19 protein-coding genes and 1 riboswitch are annotated in these 18,612 nt (G+C 67.9%); of the genes, 13 read left to right on the top strand and 6 right to left on the bottom strand.

The features are described 5' to 3' along the window. The first annotated feature begins 48 nt into the window (after positions 1-48). The 5 genes from ACTWPT_RS25310 (at position 49) to ACTWPT_RS25290 (ending at position 5,746) form a co-directional block, all read left to right on the top strand. The gene (locus tag ACTWPT_RS25310; protein WP_443179925.1) at positions 49-1,692 is read left to right on the top strand and encodes a peptide ABC transporter substrate-binding protein; all 1,644 of its coding nucleotides are present in this window, start codon (positions 49-51) and stop codon (positions 1,690-1,692) included. Positions 1,693-1,817: 125 nt separating this feature from the next. Next, a complete protein-coding gene (locus ACTWPT_RS25305) occupies positions 1,818-2,762 on the top strand; it encodes an ABC transporter permease (protein WP_443179924.1) in 945 nt (314 codons plus the stop codon). Next, a complete protein-coding gene (locus ACTWPT_RS25300; protein ID WP_443179923.1) occupies positions 2,755-3,699 on the top strand; it encodes an ABC transporter permease in 945 nt (314 codons plus the stop codon). Before ACTWPT_RS25305 ends, ACTWPT_RS25300 begins: the two co-directional genes overlap by 8 nt. 12 nt (positions 3,700-3,711) lie before the next feature. Beyond that, entirely contained in the window at positions 3,712-4,746 is a 1,035-nt protein-coding gene (locus ACTWPT_RS25295) for an ABC transporter ATP-binding protein (RefSeq protein WP_443179922.1), read from the top strand. Then, a complete protein-coding gene (locus ACTWPT_RS25290) occupies positions 4,733-5,746 on the top strand; it encodes an ABC transporter ATP-binding protein (protein ID WP_443179921.1) in 1,014 nt (337 codons plus the stop codon). Before ACTWPT_RS25295 ends, ACTWPT_RS25290 begins: the two co-directional genes overlap by 14 nt. Positions 5,747-5,856: 110 nt before the next feature. On the opposite strand, the gene ACTWPT_RS25285 is transcribed toward ACTWPT_RS25290, so the two are convergent. The 4 genes from ACTWPT_RS25285 to ACTWPT_RS25270 form a co-directional block, all read right to left on the bottom strand. Then, positions 5,857-7,074, bottom strand: a complete 1,218-nt coding sequence (locus ACTWPT_RS25285; RefSeq protein ID WP_443179920.1) for a lipid-transfer protein — start codon at positions 7,072-7,074, stop codon at positions 5,857-5,859. Continuing rightward, positions 7,071-7,478, bottom strand: a complete 408-nt coding sequence (locus tag ACTWPT_RS25280) for a Zn-ribbon domain-containing OB-fold protein (protein ID WP_443179919.1) — start codon at positions 7,476-7,478, stop codon at positions 7,071-7,073. Before ACTWPT_RS25280 ends, ACTWPT_RS25285 begins: the two co-directional genes overlap by 4 nt. Before the next feature lie 25 nt (positions 7,479-7,503). Continuing rightward, positions 7,504-8,628, bottom strand: a complete 1,125-nt coding sequence (locus ACTWPT_RS25275; RefSeq protein ID WP_443179918.1) for a S8 family serine peptidase — start codon at positions 8,626-8,628, stop codon at positions 7,504-7,506. Positions 8,629-8,856: 228 nt separating this feature from the next. Next, on the bottom strand, positions 8,857-9,681 hold the full coding sequence (locus ACTWPT_RS25270; RefSeq protein ID WP_443179917.1) for an SAM hydrolase/SAM-dependent halogenase family protein: 825 nt from the start codon (positions 9,679-9,681) through the stop codon (positions 8,857-8,859). A gap of 117 nt (positions 9,682-9,798) precedes the next feature. Between ACTWPT_RS25270 and ACTWPT_RS25265 the strand changes: the two genes are divergently transcribed. Genes ACTWPT_RS25265 through ACTWPT_RS25255 form a run of 3 tightly spaced genes read left to right on the top strand, consistent with a single transcriptional unit; the run spans position 9,799 to position 11,519 of the window. Further along, the gene (locus ACTWPT_RS25265; protein WP_443179916.1) at positions 9,799-10,098 is read left to right on the top strand and encodes a DUF3263 domain-containing protein; all 300 of its coding nucleotides are present in this window, start codon (positions 9,799-9,801) and stop codon (positions 10,096-10,098) included. 39 nt (positions 10,099-10,137) lie between these two features. Beyond that, positions 10,138-10,908 (top strand): trehalose-phosphatase, encoded by a 771-nt coding sequence (gene otsB, locus ACTWPT_RS25260; RefSeq protein ID WP_443179915.1) that lies wholly within the window; start codon positions 10,138-10,140, stop codon positions 10,906-10,908. A 35-nt stretch (positions 10,909-10,943) separates the two neighbouring features. Beyond that, positions 10,944-11,519 carry a hypothetical protein gene (locus tag ACTWPT_RS25255; protein WP_443179914.1) on the top strand — a complete coding sequence of 192 codons (576 nt, stop codon included), beginning with the start codon at positions 10,944-10,946 and terminating at the stop codon, positions 11,517-11,519. Between the two features lie 3 nt (positions 11,520-11,522). On the opposite strand, the gene ACTWPT_RS25250 is transcribed toward ACTWPT_RS25255, so the two are convergent. Continuing rightward, positions 11,523-12,947 (bottom strand): alpha,alpha-trehalose-phosphate synthase (UDP-forming), encoded by a 1,425-nt coding sequence (locus ACTWPT_RS25250; RefSeq protein ID WP_443179943.1) that lies wholly within the window; start codon positions 12,945-12,947, stop codon positions 11,523-11,525. Between the two features lie 31 nt (positions 12,948-12,978). Between ACTWPT_RS25250 and ACTWPT_RS25245 the strand changes: the two genes are divergently transcribed. From ACTWPT_RS25245 to groL, 5 genes are all read left to right on the top strand, one after another. Then, a complete protein-coding gene (locus tag ACTWPT_RS25245; RefSeq protein WP_188197597.1) occupies positions 12,979-13,533 on the top strand; it encodes an RNA polymerase sigma factor in 555 nt (184 codons plus the stop codon). Positions 13,534-13,612: 79 nt separating this feature from the next. After that, positions 13,613-13,754, top strand: a riboswitch (SAM riboswitch). A gap of 13 nt (positions 13,755-13,767) precedes the next feature. Next, positions 13,768-15,003 (top strand): threonine synthase, encoded by a 1,236-nt coding sequence (gene thrC / locus ACTWPT_RS25240; RefSeq protein WP_443179913.1) that lies wholly within the window; start codon positions 13,768-13,770, stop codon positions 15,001-15,003. Positions 15,004-15,026: 23 nt separating this feature from the next. Next, positions 15,027-15,302 carry a MoaD/ThiS family protein gene (locus ACTWPT_RS25235; RefSeq protein WP_043633550.1) on the top strand — a complete coding sequence of 92 codons (276 nt, stop codon included), beginning with the start codon at positions 15,027-15,029 and terminating at the stop codon, positions 15,300-15,302. Positions 15,303-15,544: 242 nt separating this feature from the next. Beyond that, entirely contained in the window at positions 15,545-15,745 is a 201-nt protein-coding gene (locus tag ACTWPT_RS25230; protein ID WP_127936975.1) for a cold-shock protein, read from the top strand. Between the two features lie 328 nt (positions 15,746-16,073). Continuing rightward, a complete protein-coding gene (gene groL / locus ACTWPT_RS25225) occupies positions 16,074-17,699 on the top strand; it encodes a chaperonin GroEL (RefSeq protein ID WP_443179912.1) in 1,626 nt (541 codons plus the stop codon). Between the two features lie 333 nt (positions 17,700-18,032). On the opposite strand, the gene ACTWPT_RS25220 is transcribed toward groL, so the two are convergent. Beyond that, positions 18,033-18,599, bottom strand: a complete 567-nt coding sequence (locus ACTWPT_RS25220; RefSeq protein WP_443179911.1) for a YbhB/YbcL family Raf kinase inhibitor-like protein — start codon at positions 18,597-18,599, stop codon at positions 18,033-18,035. Between the last annotated feature and the right edge of the window lie 13 nt (positions 18,600-18,612).

Genomic DNA, 18,612 nt, shown 5'->3' with positions numbered 1-18,612 from the left:
GCAGCTCAGTGCTGTACGCCCACTGTAGAGGGAGGAATTTCTTTCACTATGCGTGTTACTAAGGGCGCACAGATCGTCGCCGGTACCGCGCTGCTCGCCCTCGCGGTTGCCGCGTGTGGCGGCGGTGCCTCGGACAACGGCGGCACTGCCGCGGGTGGCGGCTCCGCAGAAACGCCGGTCCGCATGGAGCTCGGGGAACCCCAGGAGCTTCTTGTGCCGTCGAACACCACTGAGACCGAGGGCTCCGAGACCCTTGCCGCGCTGTTCGAGCCGCTTGTCGCCTACGACGAGAACAAGAACGCCGTCGAGGCCGCAGCCGAGTCGATCACGAGCGATGACCAGAAGGTCTGGACGATCAAGCTGAAGTCCGGATTCACCTGGCACAATGGCGAGCCCCTCATCGCCCAGAACTACGTGGACGCGTGGAACTACGCGGCCAACCAGGAGAACGCGCAGAGCGCCGGCTACTTCTTCGGCCGCGTCGACGGCTTCGCCGATCTGAACCCCGGCGAGGGCAAGACGGTCACCACCAAGACCATGAAGGGCCTCGAGGCCGTCGACGACACGACGCTGAAGGTCACCCTCACGTCGCCGTTCTCGCAGTTCAAGGTCATGCTCGGCTACACCGCCTTCTACCCGCTGCCCAAGGCCGCCTTCGGCCCCGACGGCAAGGTGACGCAGGCGTATGGTGAGCAGCCCATAGGCCAGGGTCTGTTCAAGATGGACAAGCCCTACAAGAAGGGCACTGACCAGACCATCGATATGACGGTCTACGACAAGTACCCGGGTAGGAAGCCGAAGAACTGGACCAAGCTCCAGTTCAAGCTCTACACCGACTCGGACGTCGCGTTCAACGACCTTCAGGCCGACAACCTTGACATCCACGACTCGCTGGGCCCGGCGGCCATCTCCACCGCCAAGTCCACCCTCGGCGAGCGGTACCAGGACCAGCCGGACGCCGGCGTCGGCTACATCGGCGTTCCGCTCGCCTACAACCCCGAGCTGAACAAGGTCGACGTTCGCAAGGCCATCTCGATGGCCATCGACAGGAAGACCATCGCCGAGACGGTCTTCTCCGGCACCCGCGCGCCGGCCGACGACTTCATCAACCCGGCCATCGCCGGCTACCGCCAGGGCGCCTGCAAGGCCTGCACGTACAACCCGGCCGAGGCCAAGAAGCTGTACGAGGAAGCCGGCGGCCCCGCGAAGCTCGAGATCGGCTACAACGCCGACGGTCCGCACAAGGAGTGGATCGAGGCCGTCGCGAACAACCTGCGCGCCAACCTGGGGATCGACGCCCAGGCCAAGCCGTTCGAGAAGTTCGCCAGCATCCTGGACGAGCTGGACGCCAAGACGTACAAGGGCCTGTTCCGCATGGGCTGGGCCATCGACTACCCGTCGGCGGAGAACTACCTGTCGCCGATCTTCAGCAGCGGCGCCCGCGCGACCGGCTCGAACTACGGCGGGTACTCCAACAAGAAGTTCGACGACCTGATCTCCCAGGGTGACCAGGCCGCTACGGTCGAAGAGGGCCTGAAGTTCTACCAGCAGGCCGACGACATCCTGAACGAGGAACTGCCGTACATCCCCGTGTACTTCTACCGGAACAACTCCGGCTACTCCACGAAGGTCAAGAACGTCAAGATCAACCTGCTCAACCAGGTTGAGTGGGCCGACGTCGAGAAGGTCTGACGGTCGTTCCCTGGGGCGGGCGCGGGCGCCGCGCCCGCCCCAGCAGGGGTTAGCGAGGAGGCGGCTCTTCGGCCGGAACCAATAAGGTCGAGGGGTGGCCTTCTTCGCATGTACGGGAGGCTTAAATGGGCCGTTACATCATCCGACGTCTGCTCCAGTCGATCCCCGTGTTGTTGGGTGCCACCCTGCTGATCTTCTCCATCGTCTTCGCGCTGCCTGGTGATCCCATCGCGGCGCTGGCGGGCGAGAAGCGGGCGGACCCCAACATCGTCGCGATCCTTCGCGAGCAGTACCACCTCAATGATCCGCTGTTGCTCCAATACTGGCACTACATCAGCGGAGTGCTTTTCCGGGCCGACTTCGGCGTCACCTTCGCCGACGTGCCCGTGTCCCAGATCATGGCCGGCAAGTTCCAGGTCACGATCAACTTGGCCATCACCGCGTTGATGATCGAGGCGCTCATCGGCGTCGGCCTGGGATTGTGGGCGGCGCTGCGCCGCGGCACGGCCATCGACACCATGATCCTCGCTTCGACGCTGCTGCTGATCTCGGTGCCGACCCTGGTGTCCGGCTTCATCCTGCAGTTCATCCTCGGCGTGAAGCTGAAGCAATGGACGGGACTCGACATCTTCCCGATCGCGGGCATCTCCAACGGCCTGCGCAGCTACCTGCTGCCCGGCTTCGTGCTCGCCGGCGTGTCGATCGCCTATCTCACCCGTCTCACCAGAACCAGTCTGGCGGAGACACTGCGGGCCGACTTCATCAGAACGGCCACCGCCAAGGGGCTGCCACGGCGGCGGGTCGTCGGCAGGCACGCCCTGCGCAACGCGCTGATCCCGCTCATCACGTTCTTGGGCGCGGACCTCGGCAACCTCATGGGCGGGGCGGTCATCACCGAGAGAATCTTCAACCTGCCGGGCATCGGCCTCCAGCTCTTCAATTCGGTGTATCTCCGAGAGCAACCGGTGGTCGTCGGCATCGTGACCATCCTGGTGCTGATCTACATCTTGGCCAACCTCGCCGTGGACGTGATGTACGCAGTGCTCGACCCGAGGATCCGCTATGAGTGACAGTCGGCCGGGCGGGCCCGTAATCGCCCCAGAGGAAAGTCTCATCAGGAATCCGCAGGAGAAGACCAAGGCGTCCAAGCCGGCCAGCCTGTGGACGGACGCCTGGTACGACCTGCGGCGCCGGCCCATCTTCATCGCTTCGCTGTGCATCATCGCCGTGCTGGTGGTGATGGCGATCGTGCCGTCGCTGTTCAGCTCGGTCGACCCGTTCAACGCCAGGACCTGCGAGCTGGCCACCGCCAGGCAGCTGCCCAGCGCCGGACATCCGTTCGGCCGCGACAACCTGGGCTGCGACCTGTACGCCCGCACCATCTACGGCGCGGCCAACTCGCTCAAGATCGGCATCAGCACCTCGGTCTTCGCGGCCATCATCGGCGGCCTGCTGGGACTGATCGCCGGGTTCTTCGGCGGCGCCACCGACAGCGTGGCCTCGCGCATCACCGAGATCTTCTTCGCCATCCCCAGCATCCTGGGCGCGCTGCTCATCGGCTCGACCTTCCGCGACAGCGGGCTGGGCATCTGGCTGGTGGTCTTCGCGCTGACCCTTCTGGGCTGGCCGATGACGTTCCGGATCATGAGAGCGGCGGTCATCACCGCCAAGTCCCAAGATTTCGTGATCGCGGCCAGGGCGCTCGGCGCGGGTCCCGTGCGGATCATGTTCAGGCACCTGCTGCCCAACGCGCTCGCTCCGGTGATCGTCGTCGCGACGATCAACCTCGGCGGGTTCATCGCGGCCGAGGCCGCGCTGTCCTACCTGGGCGTGGGCGTGCAGCCGCCGGAGATCTCCTGGGGTCTGATGATCGCGGACGCGCAGCGCAGGTTCCTCGAGGCGCCGCTGCCGCTGATCTTCCCGGCCGTCTTCCTGAGCATCACCGTGCTCGCGTTCATCATGCTGGGCGACGCCGTGCGCGACGCGCTCGACCCGAAGCTCAGGTAGAAGGGGGGATCAGTGAAAGGAACGTCACCGGATGTGTTGCCGACCGAGGGAGGGTACGGCGACCAGCCGCTGCTCGCCGTCGACAACCTGCACGTGGAGTTCCGCACCCGTGCCGGCATCGTGCGGGCCGTTAACGGCGTGAGCTACTCCGTGAACCCCGGCGAGACGCTGGCGGTGCTGGGCGAGTCGGGCTCCGGCAAGTCCGTGACCGCTCAGGCGATCATGGGCATCTTGGACATGCCGCCCGCGTACATCCCCATGGGGGAGATCCGCTTCAGGGGCACCAACCTGCTGAAGCTGTCGGAGGAGGCCCGTACGCAGGTGCGCGGCCAGCGCATCGCGATGATCTTCCAGGACGCGCTCTCGGCGCTCAACCCGGTGTTCACCGTGGGCTGGCAGATCAGCGAGATGTTCCGGGTGCACCGTGGCATGTCCAAGAGCGACTCCATGAGGCGGGCCATCGAGCTGATGGACCGGGTCCGCATCCCTGCCGCCAGGCAGCGCGTCAACGACTACCCGCACCAGTTCTCCGGCGGCATGCGGCAGCGCATCATGATCGCGATGTCGATCGCGCTGGACCCCGAGGTGCTCATCGCCGACGAGCCGACCACGGCGCTCGACGTGACGGTCCAGGCGCAGATCATGGAGCTGCTGGCCGAGCTGCAGCGCGAGAGCCAGATGGGCCTCATCCTGATCACGCACGACCTGGGCGTCGTCGCGGACGTGGCCGACAAGATCTCCGTCATGTACGCAGGGCGCATCGTGGAGAACGCCCCCGTCCACGACATCTACCGCTCTCCCGCGCATCCGTACACGAAGGGGCTGCTGGAGTCGATCCCCCGGGTCGACCTCAAGGGCCAGGACCTGTACGCCATCAAGGGGCTGCCGCCCAACCTGCTCGAACTGCCTACCGGCTGCGCGTTCCACCCCCGGTGCCCTTACCGGCAGGACAACTGCGTGACCGACAGCCCCCCGCTCTATCAGATCAGCGGCACGCGCGGCAGCGCCTGCCACTACTGGAGGGAGGTCCTCGATGGCGAACGGTGACCGCATCCTCGAGGTGCGCGACCTGGTCAAGCACTTCCCGCTGACCCAGGGCATCCTCTTCAAGCGGCAGATCGGCGCCATCAAGGCCGTCGACGGGGTGTCGTTCGACCTGCACAAGGGCGAGACGCTGGGCATCGTGGGCGAGTCGGGTTGCGGCAAGTCCACCCTGGCCAAGGTGCTGATGGCGCTGGAGCGGCCGACCTCGGGCTCGGTGCTGGTCAACGGCAGGGACATCGGGCGGGCCAAGGGCGGCGAGCTCAAGCGCATGCGCCGCAACATCCAAATGGTCATGCAGGACCCGTACACCTCGCTGAACCCGCGGATGACCGTGGGCGACATCATCGGGGAGCCGTACGAGATCCACACCGAGGTGGCGCCGAAGGGCGATCGCCGCAAGAAGGTGCAGGAGCTGCTGGAGGTGGTCGGGCTCAATCCCGATCACATCAACCGGTATCCGCACCAGTTCTCCGGTGGTCAGCGGCAGCGTATCGGGATCGCCCGAGGGCTGGCGCTCCAGCCTGAGATCATCGTCTGCGACGAGCCGGTGTCCGCGCTGGACGTGTCGATCCAGGCGCAGGTGATCAACCTGCTGGAGCGGCTGCAGAACGAGTTCGATCTGGCGTACATCTTCATCGCGCACGACCTGTCGGTGGTCCGGCACATCTCCGACCGGGTCGGGGTGATGTACCTGGGCAAATTCGTGGAGCTCGGCAAGGACGCCGAGATCTACGACAAGCCGGCGCATCCGTACACGCAGGCGTTGCTGTCGGCCGTGCCCGTTCCCGACCCCGAGGGGCGGGAGCAGCGTGAGCGGATCATCCTCCAGGGCGACCCGCCGTCGCCGGCCAACCCGCCGTCGGGGTGCCGGTTCCGGACGCGGTGCTGGAAGGCGCAGGAGATCTGCGCGGAGGAGGAGCCGTTGTTGCAGATCCGGCCGGGGACCGGGCACGAAAGCGCCTGCCACTTCGCCGAGACGCACGACGTGGTTCACATCGGCTGACCGCTCCGTCGTACGAAGGCCCTTCGAAGCTGCACCTTCGGAGGGCCTTCGCCTTTCCCGCCCTTCGCCCTGCATGGGCGTGGATGGTGCCGTGTGCCGTGACCACCCCGTCAGCGGGTGGTGATGAGGGCGGAGCCGTGGCCGAAGAGACCCTGGTTGGCGGCCAGGGCGGTGCGGGGGGCCGGGACCTGGCGGGGGCCCGCGCGCCCCCGTAGCTGGGTCGTCAGCTCGCAGAGCTGGGCGATGGCCTGGGCGGGGATCGCCTCGCCGAAGGAGGCCAGGCCGCCCGACGGGTTGACCGGGATGCGGCCCCCCAGCGCAGTGTCGCCCTCGCGGAGCAGCTTGTCCGCCTCCCCAGGCGGACACAGCCCGAGGTCCTCCATCCAGTCGAGCTCCAGCGCCGTCGACAGGTCGTAGACCTCGGCCAGCGAAAGGTCCTCCGGACCCACCCCCGCCTCCTCGTACGCCGCGTACGCGATCGCCGCCCGGAACGGCCTCTCAGGCGCCGGTACGGCCGCGCAGGAGTCGGTGGCGAAGTTCGGCAGCTCCAGGACCGTGTTGGGGAAGGTGGGCGTGACGGTGGAGACCGCGGACAGGAAGACGAGGTCCCGGACACCGCGGCGGCGGGCGTACGACTCCGAGGCCAGCACCACCGCCGCGCCCCCGTCCGAGGTGGCGCAGATGTCCATGAGGTGCAGCGGGTCGGCCACCATGGGGGAGGCGAGCACCTCCTCGGCGGTGACGGGCTTGCGGTAGCGGGCCATGGGGTTGAGCGATCCGGCGCGGGCGTTCTTGACCTTGACGGCGGCGAAGTCATCGGGCGTGGAGCCGTACAAGGCCATGCGTCTGCGCGCGTAGAGGCCGAAATAGGCGGGGTTCGTGGCGCCCAGGAGGCGGAATCTCAGCCAGTCCGGGTCGTCGGGGCGATCGCCGCCGACCGGCTTGAAGAAGCCCTTGGGGGTCGAGTCGGCCCCCACCACCAGGGCGACGTCGCAGAGGCCGGCCAAGATCCGGGTACGGGCGATGTCCAGGGCCTGGGCTCCCGACGCGCAGGCCGCGTAGCAGGAGGCGATCCGCGCCCCCGTCCAGCCGAGTGCCTGGGCGTAGGAGGCGCCGGCGACGAAGCCCGGGTAGCCGTTCCTGATCGTGTCCGCCCCGACCACGTACTCCACGTCCGTCCACGCGATCCCGGCGTCGCGCAGCGCGGCGCGGGCGGCGGCGACGCCGTACTCCAGGAAGGAGCGCCCCCACTTGCCCCACGGGTGCATGCCCGTGCCCAGCACCACCACACTGCCGTGTCTATTGGTTCCCTCGCTCCGCTCGGTCACGACACCCGCCTCCACATCCACACCAGCGGCCCGTCGGCCAGCGGCCCGCTGGTGAGCTCCAGCTCCATTCCGACCTCGAGCTGATCCACTGTGAGGCCGGCGACCTGTCCGAGCACCACGATGCCCGCCCCGTCCAGCTCCACCGCGGCCAGCGTGACCGGCTCGTACGGCTCCGCCGCCACGAACGGCGCCGGCGGCGGATAGCAGGCGTTCGTGTACGACCAGACGCGCCCGCGCCGCGGCAGCCTGGTCACCTCCATCTCCTCGCCCTCGCAGCGCGGATTGGGGCAGAACCCGTGGGGGGAGGGCGGGAAGCAGACGGTGCCGCAGGCCGTGCACCGGGTGCCCAGCAGGAAGACCCCGTCGGCGTCGACGGCGAACCAGCCCTCGATCGCATGCGTCATAGCCGGAGTATCACACAAGCGCTTGCTAGGTTACATCCCTTCCGTGCCCCCGATGTGTCGCCAGCACCCAGACCGCCATCGCCGCCACCAGCGCCAGCATGCCCGCCACCACCGCCGCCCTGGACGGTGGGCCGGGGGCGGCCGCGATGGAGGGGGCAGGCGGGCGCGCGGGCGTGGACAGCTGTTCGGCAGCGCGTAGGGCAAACAGCGCGTTGGCCACCCCGTGCCCGTAGGTGCGGCTGTAGCCGGCCGTCGGCCGCTTCAGGACGCCGAGTTCGATGGCCGTGCGCACGTGGTAGGGCGACATATCGGGATAGGCGGATTTGATCAGGGCCGCGATCCCCGCCACCATGGCCGCCGCCGAGCTGGTGCCGTCGCCGACCACGTACGAGTCGCCGCCGTCGGCCGTGACGATCTGCGTGCCGGGCGCGACCACGGACAAGTAGTCCTGCCGGTTGGAGAAGCCCGTCACCTTGAGCCGCCGGTCCACCGCACCCACGGCGATCACCCCGGGATAGGCGGCGGGGAAGTTCTTCCTGTTGGCCGTCTCGCCGTCGTTGCCCGACGAGGCGACCAGCACTGCGCCCTTGCCGATCGCGTACCTGACGGCCTCCTCCTCGTCGGCCGATCCCTCCCACGCGCCGCTCCCGCCGCCCAGGGACATGCTGATGACTTCGGCGCCGTGGTCGGCCGCGTAGCGGATGCCCTTGGCCAGCGCGTGGCGCCCGCCGGAGGATTGTTTGCGGCGCAGCGGGTCGCCGTTCTCCAGCGTGACCCTGATGGACAACACCTTGGCCGCGGGCGCCACGCCGATGACGCCGTGCCGGTCGCCGTGCCCGCGCCCGGCGATCAGGCTGGCCATGGCGGTCCCGTGCCGGCCCCAGAGTCCCGTGCTGCGGCCCGCGCCGGTCAGGTCGGGCCCCTGGACCACGGCGCCCTCCAGATCTGGGTGGCGGCCGTTGACGCCGGTGTCGAGCACGGCGACCAGCACGCCGGCGCCCTTGCTCGCCCGCCATGCCTCGGGCAGGCGCAGCGCGTCCAGTTGCCATTGACCGGCGCGCGCGGCCTCGCCCATGTCGTCAGAGGCGCTCGGCGCGGCGACCCCGACCACGAGCGCGGCGAGCAGAACGGGGACGATGATCCTGTTCATCGGGTCAGTGCCCGTGCGGCGTCGCTGAGGCGGGGCGCGGGCGGGCGGGGCGGCATGGGTGGGAGAAGGGACATGGGGGAGGGCGGCACATCGGGCAGGTCGTACACGTCAACCTCGAGCGGGAAGGAGGGGACGCCGATGTGCATTCTGGCACGCGACTGCCCATCGCATGCGACGCTTCGGTAAACAGACCGATACGAGGAGTAATTCCTATCTGTCGCTTTCGTCCTATCGAGTGGGCGAAAGTCGGACATGCGCCCCCGGTGGGAGCCCCAGCCGCTGCGCCGCATCGCCTGAATTGATGGCGATCGCGATCAACCCGGCCGAGTCCGCGAACGCCACCAACTCGCCCGGCGGCACCGCCGCGTACGTCTCCCGGAACGGCAGCGACAACTGCCGCCGCCCCAGCCACACCCCGAGCGTGTCGCCCACCCGGACCCCTAGCGCCTGCAGATCCCCGGCCGCGATCGAGAGCTGGGTGTTGCCGTAGCGGTCGACCGAGACCACCTCGCCCTCCACCGCCCCCTCGCGCAGCAGCGACGTCGGCTCGGGCAGCGTCACCAGCCGGTCGACCGGCACCTCGGGCCCCAGATCCGCGAGCCGCAGCCCGCCGGAGCCCGACGGAGCTCGGCACAGCCGCCCCGCGACCGGCGCGAACACATCACGCCCGTGGAAGGTCGGCGAGACCGGCCGCAGGAAGTGCTCCTCGTTGCTGAGCTCGTACGCGGCCCGCGCACCACCGCTGGCGTGCACGGCCCACGACAGCAGCCCGTTGTCCGGGCCGATGAACACCCGGTCGCCGGCATCGACCGCCACCGCGCGCCTGGCGCCACCCGTGCCGGGATCGACCGCGCCGATGTGAATGCCGGCCGGCAGATACGGGATGGTCTGGGCGAGAACCGCCGCGCCGCGCCGCACATCCCCGGAAGGAATCAGGTGACACACGTCGATCACCCGCGCCTGCGGGGCGATCCCGGCAATCACGCCATGACATGCCGCCACATAGCCGTCTTCGAGCCCATAGTCGGTGAGGAGGGTGATTACTGAGGTCACATTTGGTGACTGTACGTCTCTCAATCCGCCGTGAACAGCCGCACTCCGCACATTACGATTGGCTCGGGCCGCGTGCGTGTGACGAGATCGTCGCACGCCCCTTTCGAGGAGGACACCATGGGAGCACCGCTCAGCGGTGACAATGCTGCCCAGGAACCGTCCCACCATCCCCTGACAGAACGCGATCTCGAGCTCCTCGCCTTCGAGCGCCAATGGTGGCGCCACGCGGGTGCGAAGGAGCAGGCCATCAAGGAGACCTTCGGGTTCTCCGCCACGCGGTACTACCAGCTGCTCGGCGAATTGATCGACAGGCCGGAGGCGCTCGAGCAGGATCCCATGCTGGTCAAGCGGCTGCGCAGGTTGCGCTCGACCCGCCAGCGCGACCGCGCGGCAAGAAGGCTTGGCATGCGCCCCTGACCGGCTGGGTACGGCAGCCGCGTGAGGAACATCCCTGGAATGGAAGCGATCTTGAAGGATCCGGCGGGCGCCGTGATCGGGCTGGACTTCGACGGGACGCTGTCGCCCATCGTTGCCGATCCCGCCGCCGCCGTGATCCACCCGAAGGCGCCCGCGGTCCTCGCCGAGCTGGGCGCGCACGTCCTGGCCGTCGCCATCGTGACGGGCCGCCCCCCGGCCACCGCACTGGAGCTGGGGCCGGGGCTGGCCGAGGTGCCCGGGCTGGTCATACTCGGACACTACGGCTTCGAGCGCTGGGAGAACGGCCGGATCTCCGCACCGCCGCCCCCACCGGGCGTGCCACGGGCCGAGGCGGAGCTGCAGCTGTTGCTCGAGGAGCTCGAGCTGGAGGGCGTGACGATCGAGGACAAGGGCCGGGCCGTGGCGGTGCACACCAGGCGCAGCCCCGACTCGGAAGGCGCGCTGGACGCCCTGCGCGAGCCGCTGGCGCGGCTGGCCGACAAGCACGGGCTGGTGGTCGAGCCCGGCCGCATGGTGCTGGAGCTCCGGCCGCCGGGCATGGACAAGGGGCACGCGCTCAGCCTGTTCCTGGCCGAGCGGGCGGCCAGGTCCGTCCTCTTCGCCGGCGACGATCTGGGGGATCTGGCCGCATTCGAGGCCGTACGCGTATCCGGGCTGCCCGGGGTGACCGTGTGCAGCGGGTCGGCGGAGGTGGCCGAGCTGGCCGAGCGCGCCGACATCGTGGTGGACGGCCCCGAAGGGGTGGTGGCGCTGCTGGAGGAGCTCGCGTCCGCGTTCAGTCGTTCATGAGTGAACTGCAAGTCGCGGCCCCTAGGGTCAGGCGCATGTCCAAGCGCCACCTCGCCGTCGCGGTCGTCGCCGCGGCCACCGTCCTGACCGCCGCCCTGCCCGCGAACGCCGCCGCGCCCGCCCAGCCGCTGAAATTCCGCAACGGCCTGACCCTCTACATACCGATCCAGTGGAAGGTGTACCGCTTCGGCGCCGACGTGGTCCAGGTGGTCACCGGCAAGTGCGGCAAGCCCCAGGGCTGGAGCACGCCCGAGTGCGACGCCTTCTACCTCCTCGGCCCCAAGTACATCAAGATAGGCGCGGAGGGCTGGGGCCCCTACACCGGGAAGAACCCCTTCTACACGGCCAGCGACGTGCAGCCCTGCCCGTTCAACCAGAAATATGGCGAGCTGATCGGCCCCAAGGTGGCCAGGGGGCTGCGCCAGGTCGGCGAGGGCCACAAGGCGGCCTACAACGCCTGGCAGGCCAAGTGCGTCAGCTACTCGAGCACCAAGGTGTACGCCCGCTTCACGCAGCGCGAGTGGTATCTGCCGAAGAGCAAGATCCTCGTCGTGGACCAGTGGAACACGCCGGGCCTGGCGGACGCGCTCAAGTACGCGGATTGGAAGTAGAGCTCACTCCAGGGCGTCGAGCTGGGCGGCCAACCACTTCTGGGGCGGCAGGGCGGTGGCGGCCGCGCATAGCTTGTCGCGGCGCCACCTGCGCTCGTCCTCGGGCATGACGAGCGCCTCGTGGAGGGCGGCGGCCGTGCCGCTGATGTCGTAGGGGTTCACCGTGATCGCGTAGGGCCCGAGCTCGGCCGCCGCCCCCGCCTCGCGCGAGAGCACCAGCGCGCAGTTGTCCGACAGGACCGGGCCCTCCTTGGCGACCAGGTTCATCCCGTCGCGGATGGGGTTGACCAGCAGCACGTCGGCCATCCGGTACGCGGCCAGCGATCGCGGGTAGTCGTCGTTGACGTTGAGTATCAGCGGGTCCCAGTCCTCAGTGGCGAACTGGTTCTCGATCTCCTGGGCGCAGCGTTGCACCGAGGCGGTGTATTCGCGGTATTCAGGCAGGTCGTGCCGGCTCGGGTAGGCGAAGGCCAGGTGCACTACCCGCCCGTGCCATTCGGGATGCGCGGCCAGGAACTCGCCGTAGGCGACCAGGCCGCGCACGATGTTCTTCGACAACTCGGTGCGGTCGATGCGGACGATCAGCTTGCGGTCGCCGACCTGATCCCTGATCGCGGTCATGTAGGACTCGACATCGGGCTCGCAGGCCCGATCCCACAACGCCGCGCCGTCCACGCCGAGGCTGTGCACGCCGACCCTGGTCGTCCTGCCCTCGTGCGTGACGCTGTGGGCCACCCGGTCGACCTCGGCGCCGAGCAGCGCTTCGCAGCAGTCCATGAACGCGCCCGCCCACCTGCCTGTCAGGAACCCGGCGTGATCGGCGCCCAGGATGCCCTCCAGGACCTCGCCGACCACCTCGTCGGGCAGCAGGGAGAAGTATTCCGGCGGCGCCCATGGGGTGTGGCTGAAGTGGGCGATGCGCAGGTCGGGTCGCTCGGCCCGGAGCATCGCCGGGGTCAGCGTCAGGTGGTAGTCCTGCACCATCACCCGCGCGCCGTGCCCGGCCTCCTCGGCCAGGGCCAGCGCGAACGCGCCGTTGTAATCACGGTAGGACTCCCACTCGCGCGCGAACCTCGTGCCGAAGTTGGGCGCGTTGGGGATGTCGTAGAGCAGGTGGTTGACGAACCACAACGTGGAGTTGGCCACAGCGTTGTACGCCCGGTGGAAGGTGGCCGGCGGGATGTCCAGCATCCGCAGCGGACCGGTGTCGTAGCCGGCCTGGTCGATCCGGCCGCCCGGAGACAGGCGCACGGCACTGCGGTCGTCGTCGGACAGCGCCGCGCAAACCCACAGGACGCCGTCCTCCTTGGCCACTCCGGACAGCCCGGACACCAGCCCGCCCCCGCCGCGTTTCATGGTCAGTTCGCCGTCGTCGGAGACGGTGAAGGAGACAGGCCCTCTGTTGGAGGCCACCAGGACGCTGTTCATCATGGCTCCCTTCGATCATAGGATCCCAGCTATGGCGCTTGATGAGCTAACCGAGGAACTCGCCCGATCCGCCGCAGCCGGAGATCATCGCGCGCTTGGCGAGCTATTGGCCAGGATCGAACCGGATGTGATGCGGCACTGTGCGCGGATCCTGCCCTATCACCAGGATGCTGAGGAAGCCTCCCAGGACACTCTGCTGGCCGTGGCCCGCAACATCGGCCGCTTCGAGGGGCGGGCCAGGTTCAGCACCTGGCTCCACATCGTGACCGCCAACTGCGCGCGGACCACGTACCGGTCGCTCAAGCGGCGAGCGGCGGAGCAGACGTCGGACGAATTGCCCATGCAGAAGCCCGACGTCCGCCGGGTGAGCGTGATCGCCGGGTCCCGGCTCGACCTGCTCGACGCGATGGAGGCGCTGGAGGCCGACAAGCCCGACCTGGCGCAGGCGCTGGTGTTGCGCGACATCGTCCAGCTCGACTACAACGAGGTGGCCGAGCAGCTCGGCATCCCCCTGGGCACCGCGAAATCGCGCATTCACCAGGCCAGGAAATACGTGCAGGGAGTGCTCGGTGAGGACTATCGCTGAGACCGCTCGTCTCAGATACTGAGACAGGTGGTAATTACGGCTACTTAAGCGGGTAGAGTCCTTTTCAACAACTGCATATTGCTCATCCAGAGGGGTGGAGGGACCGGCCCTGCGAAGCCCCGGCAACCCTCCCGGCTTGAGACTCGCGACCTGGCGAGGCCGACCGGGACAAGGTGCCAATTCCGGTTCGTGGTCAAGGTGGCCGCGGGCGAAGATGAGGGAAGGCCTCGCTTCATGTCGCTCGACTTTGGTCCTGCTGTCGGTCTGTCCTGCCGCGAGTGCGGCGCACGCTACCCACTGGGTCCCAGCTTCGCGTGTCTGGAGTGTTTCGGGCCGCTCGAAGCGGCCTACGACTTCGGCACCGTGACCCGCGCGGACATCGAATCCGGTCCCGCCAACATCTGGCGCTACCGCTCGCTGTTGCCCGTGCCGGTCGACGTCGCCACCAAGCCCAACATGAACCCCGGCTGGACCAAGCTGGTCAAGGCGGGCAACCTCGGGCAGGCGCTCGGCCTCAAATCCCTGTACGTGAAGGACGACTCCGGCAACCCCACTCACTCCTTCAAGGACCGGGTGGTGGCCATTGCCGTCGAGGCGGCACGCAACTTCGGTTTTCACACGCTTTCCTGCTCCTCCACGGGCAATCTCGCGGGCGCGGTCACGGCCGCCGCGGCGCGGGCCGGGCTCGACGCGTGCGTGTTCATCCCGGCCAACCTTGAAGCCGCCAAGATCGCCATGGCCCGGGTGTTCGGCGGGAAGCTGATCGGGATCGACGGGACCTATGACGAGGTCAACAGGTTCTGCTCGGAGCTGATCGGCGACCCGCTCGGCGACAAGTGGGGGTTCGTCAACGTCAACCTGCGGCCCTACTACGCCGAGGGCTCCAAGACGCTCGCGTACGAGATCGCCGAGCAGCTCGGCTGGCGACTGCCCGAGCAGATCGTCATTCCCATCGCCTCCGGCTCGCAGCTCACGAAGATCGACAAGGGCTTCAAGGAGCTGGTGGCGCTGGGGCTGGTCGAGGACACGCCTTACAAGGTCTTCGGGGCGCAGGCGGCCGGGTGCTCGCCGGTCTCCACCGCGTACAAGGCCGGGCACGACGTCGTCCAGCCGGTCAAGCCGGACACCATCGCGAAGTCGCTGGCCATCGGCAACCCCGCAGACGGCCCGTACGTGCTCGACATCGCCCGCCGCACCGGAGGGGCCGTCGAGGACGTCACGGATCCCGAGATCGTGGCCGCCATCAAGCTCCTGGCCTCGACGGAGGGCATTTTCGCCGAGACCGCGGGCGGGGTTACCGTGGGCGTGCTCAAGAAGCTCGCCGAGAGCGGGCGGCTCGATCCCGAGGCCGAGACCGTGGTGCTCAACACCGGTGACGGGCTCAAGACGCTCGACGCCATCACCGGCGACGACGCCCAGCCCACCGCCGTGATCCGGCCCTCTCTCGACGCGTTCCGCGCGGCTGTCTGACAACCAGGAAAGGCAAGATAACCATGAGCGTTTCTGTGCGGATTCCCACGATCCTGCGCACGTACACCGGGGGGAACGCGGAAGTCAGTGGCGAGGGTGCGACGCTTCGTGACGTGCTCGCCAAGCTCGACTCCGACTACCCGGGGATCGGCGCGAGAATTCTGGATGAATCGGGCAAGATTCGACGTTTCGTCAACGTTTACGTTGGGGAAGAGGACGTCCGTTTTGCCGAGGGCCTCGACACTCCTGCCCCTGAGGGCACTCAGATCTCCATCATCCCGGCAGTCGCCGGCGGCTGAGTGCGATAGATCACATCATTGGAAGGCGCCCCTAGTGGGCGCCTTCTCCTTTTCCTGACTAATTCAACGTTGAACCAGCCTCTCTGCGAGGAAATGCGTTGTTTGCGGATTGACTCTGTTGCCAAACCCCTTGCCACAGGTATGGTCGAGGCGATCGTCTGGCTGATTTTCAGTTAAGTCATGCGATTACGGTCTCGCGGTGGAATGGGCGAGATCTGTAAGCCCAGTAAGAGGAGTCGGAAGTGGCGCAGGGCACCGTCAAGTGGTTCAACGCGGACAAGGGCTACGGCTTCATCGCGGTAGACGGTGGTAAGGATGTATTCGTCCATTACTCAGCGATCCTGATGGACGGGTACCGAGCTCTCGAACAGGGGCAGCGCGTCGAGTTCGAGATCACGCAGGGCCAGAAGGGGCCGCAGGCGGAGTCTGTCCGGGCGGTCTGATTTACATCACTGGTATGCACCCGGTGGCATCGCACGGCAACGCAGTCCGGGCGAGCCGGCCACCTTCCTTTCGTCGATCTACGGCGAGCCGCACGGTGAGCGGCTCGCCGTACAGACGGACTGACCAGGGCGGGAACCGCAGGATGGTAGACGTTCGCTTGCACTCGGCAGGGTAGAGTGCTAAACAGTTCGTTGGCACTCTGTGCATCAGAGTGCCAGCAACTCGGATCGAGACGATGGGGTCTGCCGAAGGAGATGCAGGCTCATGCCGTCGCGGGCGTCGGCTCGGTCCAGGACAAGCCACCCTGTATCTGGGAGGTCTAGCCTTATGGCAGCCAAGATGATCGCGTTTGACGAGGACGCCCGGCGCGGTCTCGAGCGCGGTATGAACCAGCTCGCCGACGCCGTCAAGGTGACCCTGGGCCCCAAGGGGCGCAACGTCGTGCTGGAGAAGAAGTGGGGCGCCCCCACGATTACTAACGACGGTGTCTCCATCGCCAAGGAGATCGAGCTCGAGGACCCGTGGGAGAAGATCGGCGCCGAGCTGGTCAAGGAAGTCGCCAAGAAGACGGACGACGTCGCCGGTGACGGCACCACCACGGCCACCGTGCTCGCCCAGGCGCTGGTCCGCGAGGGCCTGCGTAACGTGGCCGCCGGCGCCAACCCGATGGCTCTGAAGAAGGGCATCGAGGCCGCCGTCGAGCGCGTCAGCGAGGAGCTCTCCAAGCTGGCCAAGGACGTGGAGACCAAGGAGCAGATCGCTTCCACCGCCTCCATTTCCGCCGCCGACCCCGAGATCGGGGCACTCATCGCCGAGGCGATGGACAAGGTCGGCAAGGAAGGCGTCATCACCGTCGAGGAGAGCAACACCTTCGGCCTGGAGCTTGAGCTCACCGAGGGCATGCGCTTCGACAAGGGCATGACGTCGATGTACTTCGTCACCGACTCGGACCGCATGGAGGCCGTGCTCGAGGACCCGTACATCCTGATCGTCAACAGCAAGGTCTCCGCCAACAAGGACCTGCTGCCGCTGCTCGACAAGGTCGTGCAGTCCGGCAAGCCGCTGCTGATCATCGCTGAGGACGTCGAGGGCGAGGCCCTGGCCACCCTGGTCGTCAACAAGATCCGCGGCCTGTTCCGCTCCGTGGCCGTCAAGGCCCCGGGCTTCGGCGACCGCCGCAAGGCCATGCTCGCCGACATCGCGATCCTGACCGGTGGCCAGGTCATCGCCGAGGAGGTCGGTCTCAAGCTCGAGAACGCCACCCTCGACCTGCTCGGCCGGGCTCGCAAGATCGTCGTGACCAAGGACGAGACCACGATCGTCGACGGTGCCGGTGACGCCGAGCAGATCTCCGGCCGGGTCAATGAGATCCGCGCCGAGATCGAGCGCACCGACTCCGACTACGACCGTGAGAAGCTCCAGGAGCGCCTCGCCAAGCTGGCCGGCGGCGTGGCCGTCATCAAGGCCGGCGCGGCCACTGAGGTCGAGCTCAAGGAGCGCAAGCACCGCATCGAGGACGCCGTCCGCAACGCCAAGGCGGCCGTCGAGGAGGGCATCGTCCCCGGTGGCGGCGTGGCGCTGCTGCAGGCCGGCGCCAAGGCGTTCGACAAGCTCGAGCTCAACGGCGACGAGGCCACGGGCGCCGCGATCGTGAAGAAGGCGCTCGAGGAGCCCCTGAAGCAGATCGCGGTCAACGCCGGCCTCGAGGGCGGCGTCGTGGTCGAGCGCGTTCGCAACCTCACCCCGGGTGAGGGCCTGAACGCCGCTTCGGGCGAGTACGTCAACATGTTCGAGGCGGGCATTATCGACCCGGCCAAGGTGACGCGCTCGGCGCTGCAGAACGCCGCATCCATCGCGGCGCTCTTCCTCACCACCGAGGCAGTCATCGCCGAGAAGCCCGAGAAGACCCCCGCTGCTCCGGCCATGCCGGGCGGCGGCGACATGGACTTCTAGGTCCTTTCTTCGCGCAGCGACGAAGAGTGGCCCGGGTTTTCCGGGCCGCTCTTTTTCGTTTCCTCAGGCATTACGATGCACAATTGACCCGTTACTCGGAGTGAGGAAATGTGGTGCCGCACACGACTCACCAAAGGAGTGGCGGATACTTTCTCGCAGTAAACGTATTCTCGGCATCGCTCTTCCGGCCTTGACCCGCGCTGCCGGCAATGGCCGCCTCCGCGAACACCGGCCCTCGCGAACGCCGGCCTCGGGAACGCCGGCCTCGCGGCGGATCCGGCGGCGGCGCTCGAGGCGGCCGCCGCCTCGGAGCGCCGTCGCGCCGGTGCTCCGTCAGATCCCGTAGTGGGCGATGATGTGGCCGCGGGCCAGGGTGTTGGCGGTGATGTTGAAGCCGACCACCGCCGGGCTCGCATCGCTGTCCACGCCCAGCTTGTCCACGCCCAGCGCGTGGACGGTGAAGACGTAGCGGTGCGGGGCGCCGGGCGGCGGGGCCGACCCGCCGTACTCCTTGGCACCGTAGTCGTTGCGGGCATGGACGGCGCCCGCGGGCAGCCCCTTGAAGTCCGGGGCGGTGCCCGCGCCCGTGGGCAGCTCGGCCGCCGAGGCCGGCAGGTCGAACAGCACCCAGTGCCAGAACCCGCTGCCCGTGGGGGCGTCGGGGTCGTAGCAGGTGACGGCGTAGCCCCGGGTCTCGGCGGGCGCGCCTGACCAGCGGAGGTGGGGCGAGAGGTTCTGGCCCTGCATGCCCCAGTCGTTGAAGACGTGCAGGTCGCTCAGCCGCTCGCCGTCCTGGATGTCGTCGCTCTCGACCACGAGCGCGGGAACCGACGGCAGGTGTTCATGTGGCAGCGGTGCTGGCACGGCATCCTCCTTGGTAGAGAGCTTCCTGCCCGCCATCCTAGAAGTGGCC

The organism is Nonomuraea sp. 3N208 (assembly GCF_052245935.1).
Lineage (GTDB): Bacteria > Actinomycetota > Actinomycetes > Streptosporangiales > Streptosporangiaceae > Nonomuraea.
The sequence above is the reverse complement of the archived record's forward strand: the minus strand, read 5'-3'. Positions and strand labels throughout refer to the sequence as shown.

Excerpts from the sequence above, each read along its gene's own strand:
- ACTWPT_RS25245 (WP_188197597.1), top strand. The coding sequence starts at position 12,979 with ATGGCGCTTGATGAGCTAACCGAGGAACTCGCCCGATCCGCCGCAGCC.
- ACTWPT_RS25310 (WP_443179925.1), top strand. The coding sequence starts at position 49 with ATGCGTGTTACTAAGGGCGCACAGATCGTCGCCGGTACCGCGCTGCTC.
- ACTWPT_RS25250 (WP_443179943.1), bottom strand. The coding sequence starts at position 12,947 with ATGAACAGCGTCCTGGTGGCCTCCAACAGAGGGCCTGTCTCCTTCACC.
- otsB (WP_443179915.1), top strand. The coding sequence starts at position 10,138 with ATGGAAGCGATCTTGAAGGATCCGGCGGGCGCCGTGATCGGGCTGGAC.
- ACTWPT_RS25290 (WP_443179921.1), top strand. The coding sequence starts at position 4,733 with ATGGCGAACGGTGACCGCATCCTCGAGGTGCGCGACCTGGTCAAGCAC.
- ACTWPT_RS25300 (WP_443179923.1), top strand. The coding sequence starts at position 2,755 with ATGAGTGACAGTCGGCCGGGCGGGCCCGTAATCGCCCCAGAGGAAAGT.
- ACTWPT_RS25305 (WP_443179924.1), top strand. The coding sequence starts at position 1,818 with ATGGGCCGTTACATCATCCGACGTCTGCTCCAGTCGATCCCCGTGTTG.
- groL (WP_443179912.1), top strand. The coding sequence starts at position 16,074 with ATGGCAGCCAAGATGATCGCGTTTGACGAGGACGCCCGGCGCGGTCTC.
- ACTWPT_RS25280 (WP_443179919.1), bottom strand. The coding sequence starts at position 7,478 with ATGACGCATGCGATCGAGGGCTGGTTCGCCGTCGACGCCGACGGGGTC.
- ACTWPT_RS25220 (WP_443179911.1), bottom strand. The coding sequence starts at position 18,599 with ATGGCGGGCAGGAAGCTCTCTACCAAGGAGGATGCCGTGCCAGCACCG.
- ACTWPT_RS25265 (WP_443179916.1), top strand. The coding sequence starts at position 9,799 with ATGGGAGCACCGCTCAGCGGTGACAATGCTGCCCAGGAACCGTCCCAC.
- ACTWPT_RS25255 (WP_443179914.1), top strand. The coding sequence starts at position 10,944 with ATGTCCAAGCGCCACCTCGCCGTCGCGGTCGTCGCCGCGGCCACCGTC.
- thrC (WP_443179913.1), top strand. The coding sequence starts at position 13,768 with ATGTCGCTCGACTTTGGTCCTGCTGTCGGTCTGTCCTGCCGCGAGTGC.
- ACTWPT_RS25275 (WP_443179918.1), bottom strand. The coding sequence starts at position 8,628 with ATGAACAGGATCATCGTCCCCGTTCTGCTCGCCGCGCTCGTGGTCGGG.
- ACTWPT_RS25235 (WP_043633550.1), top strand. The coding sequence starts at position 15,027 with ATGAGCGTTTCTGTGCGGATTCCCACGATCCTGCGCACGTACACCGGG.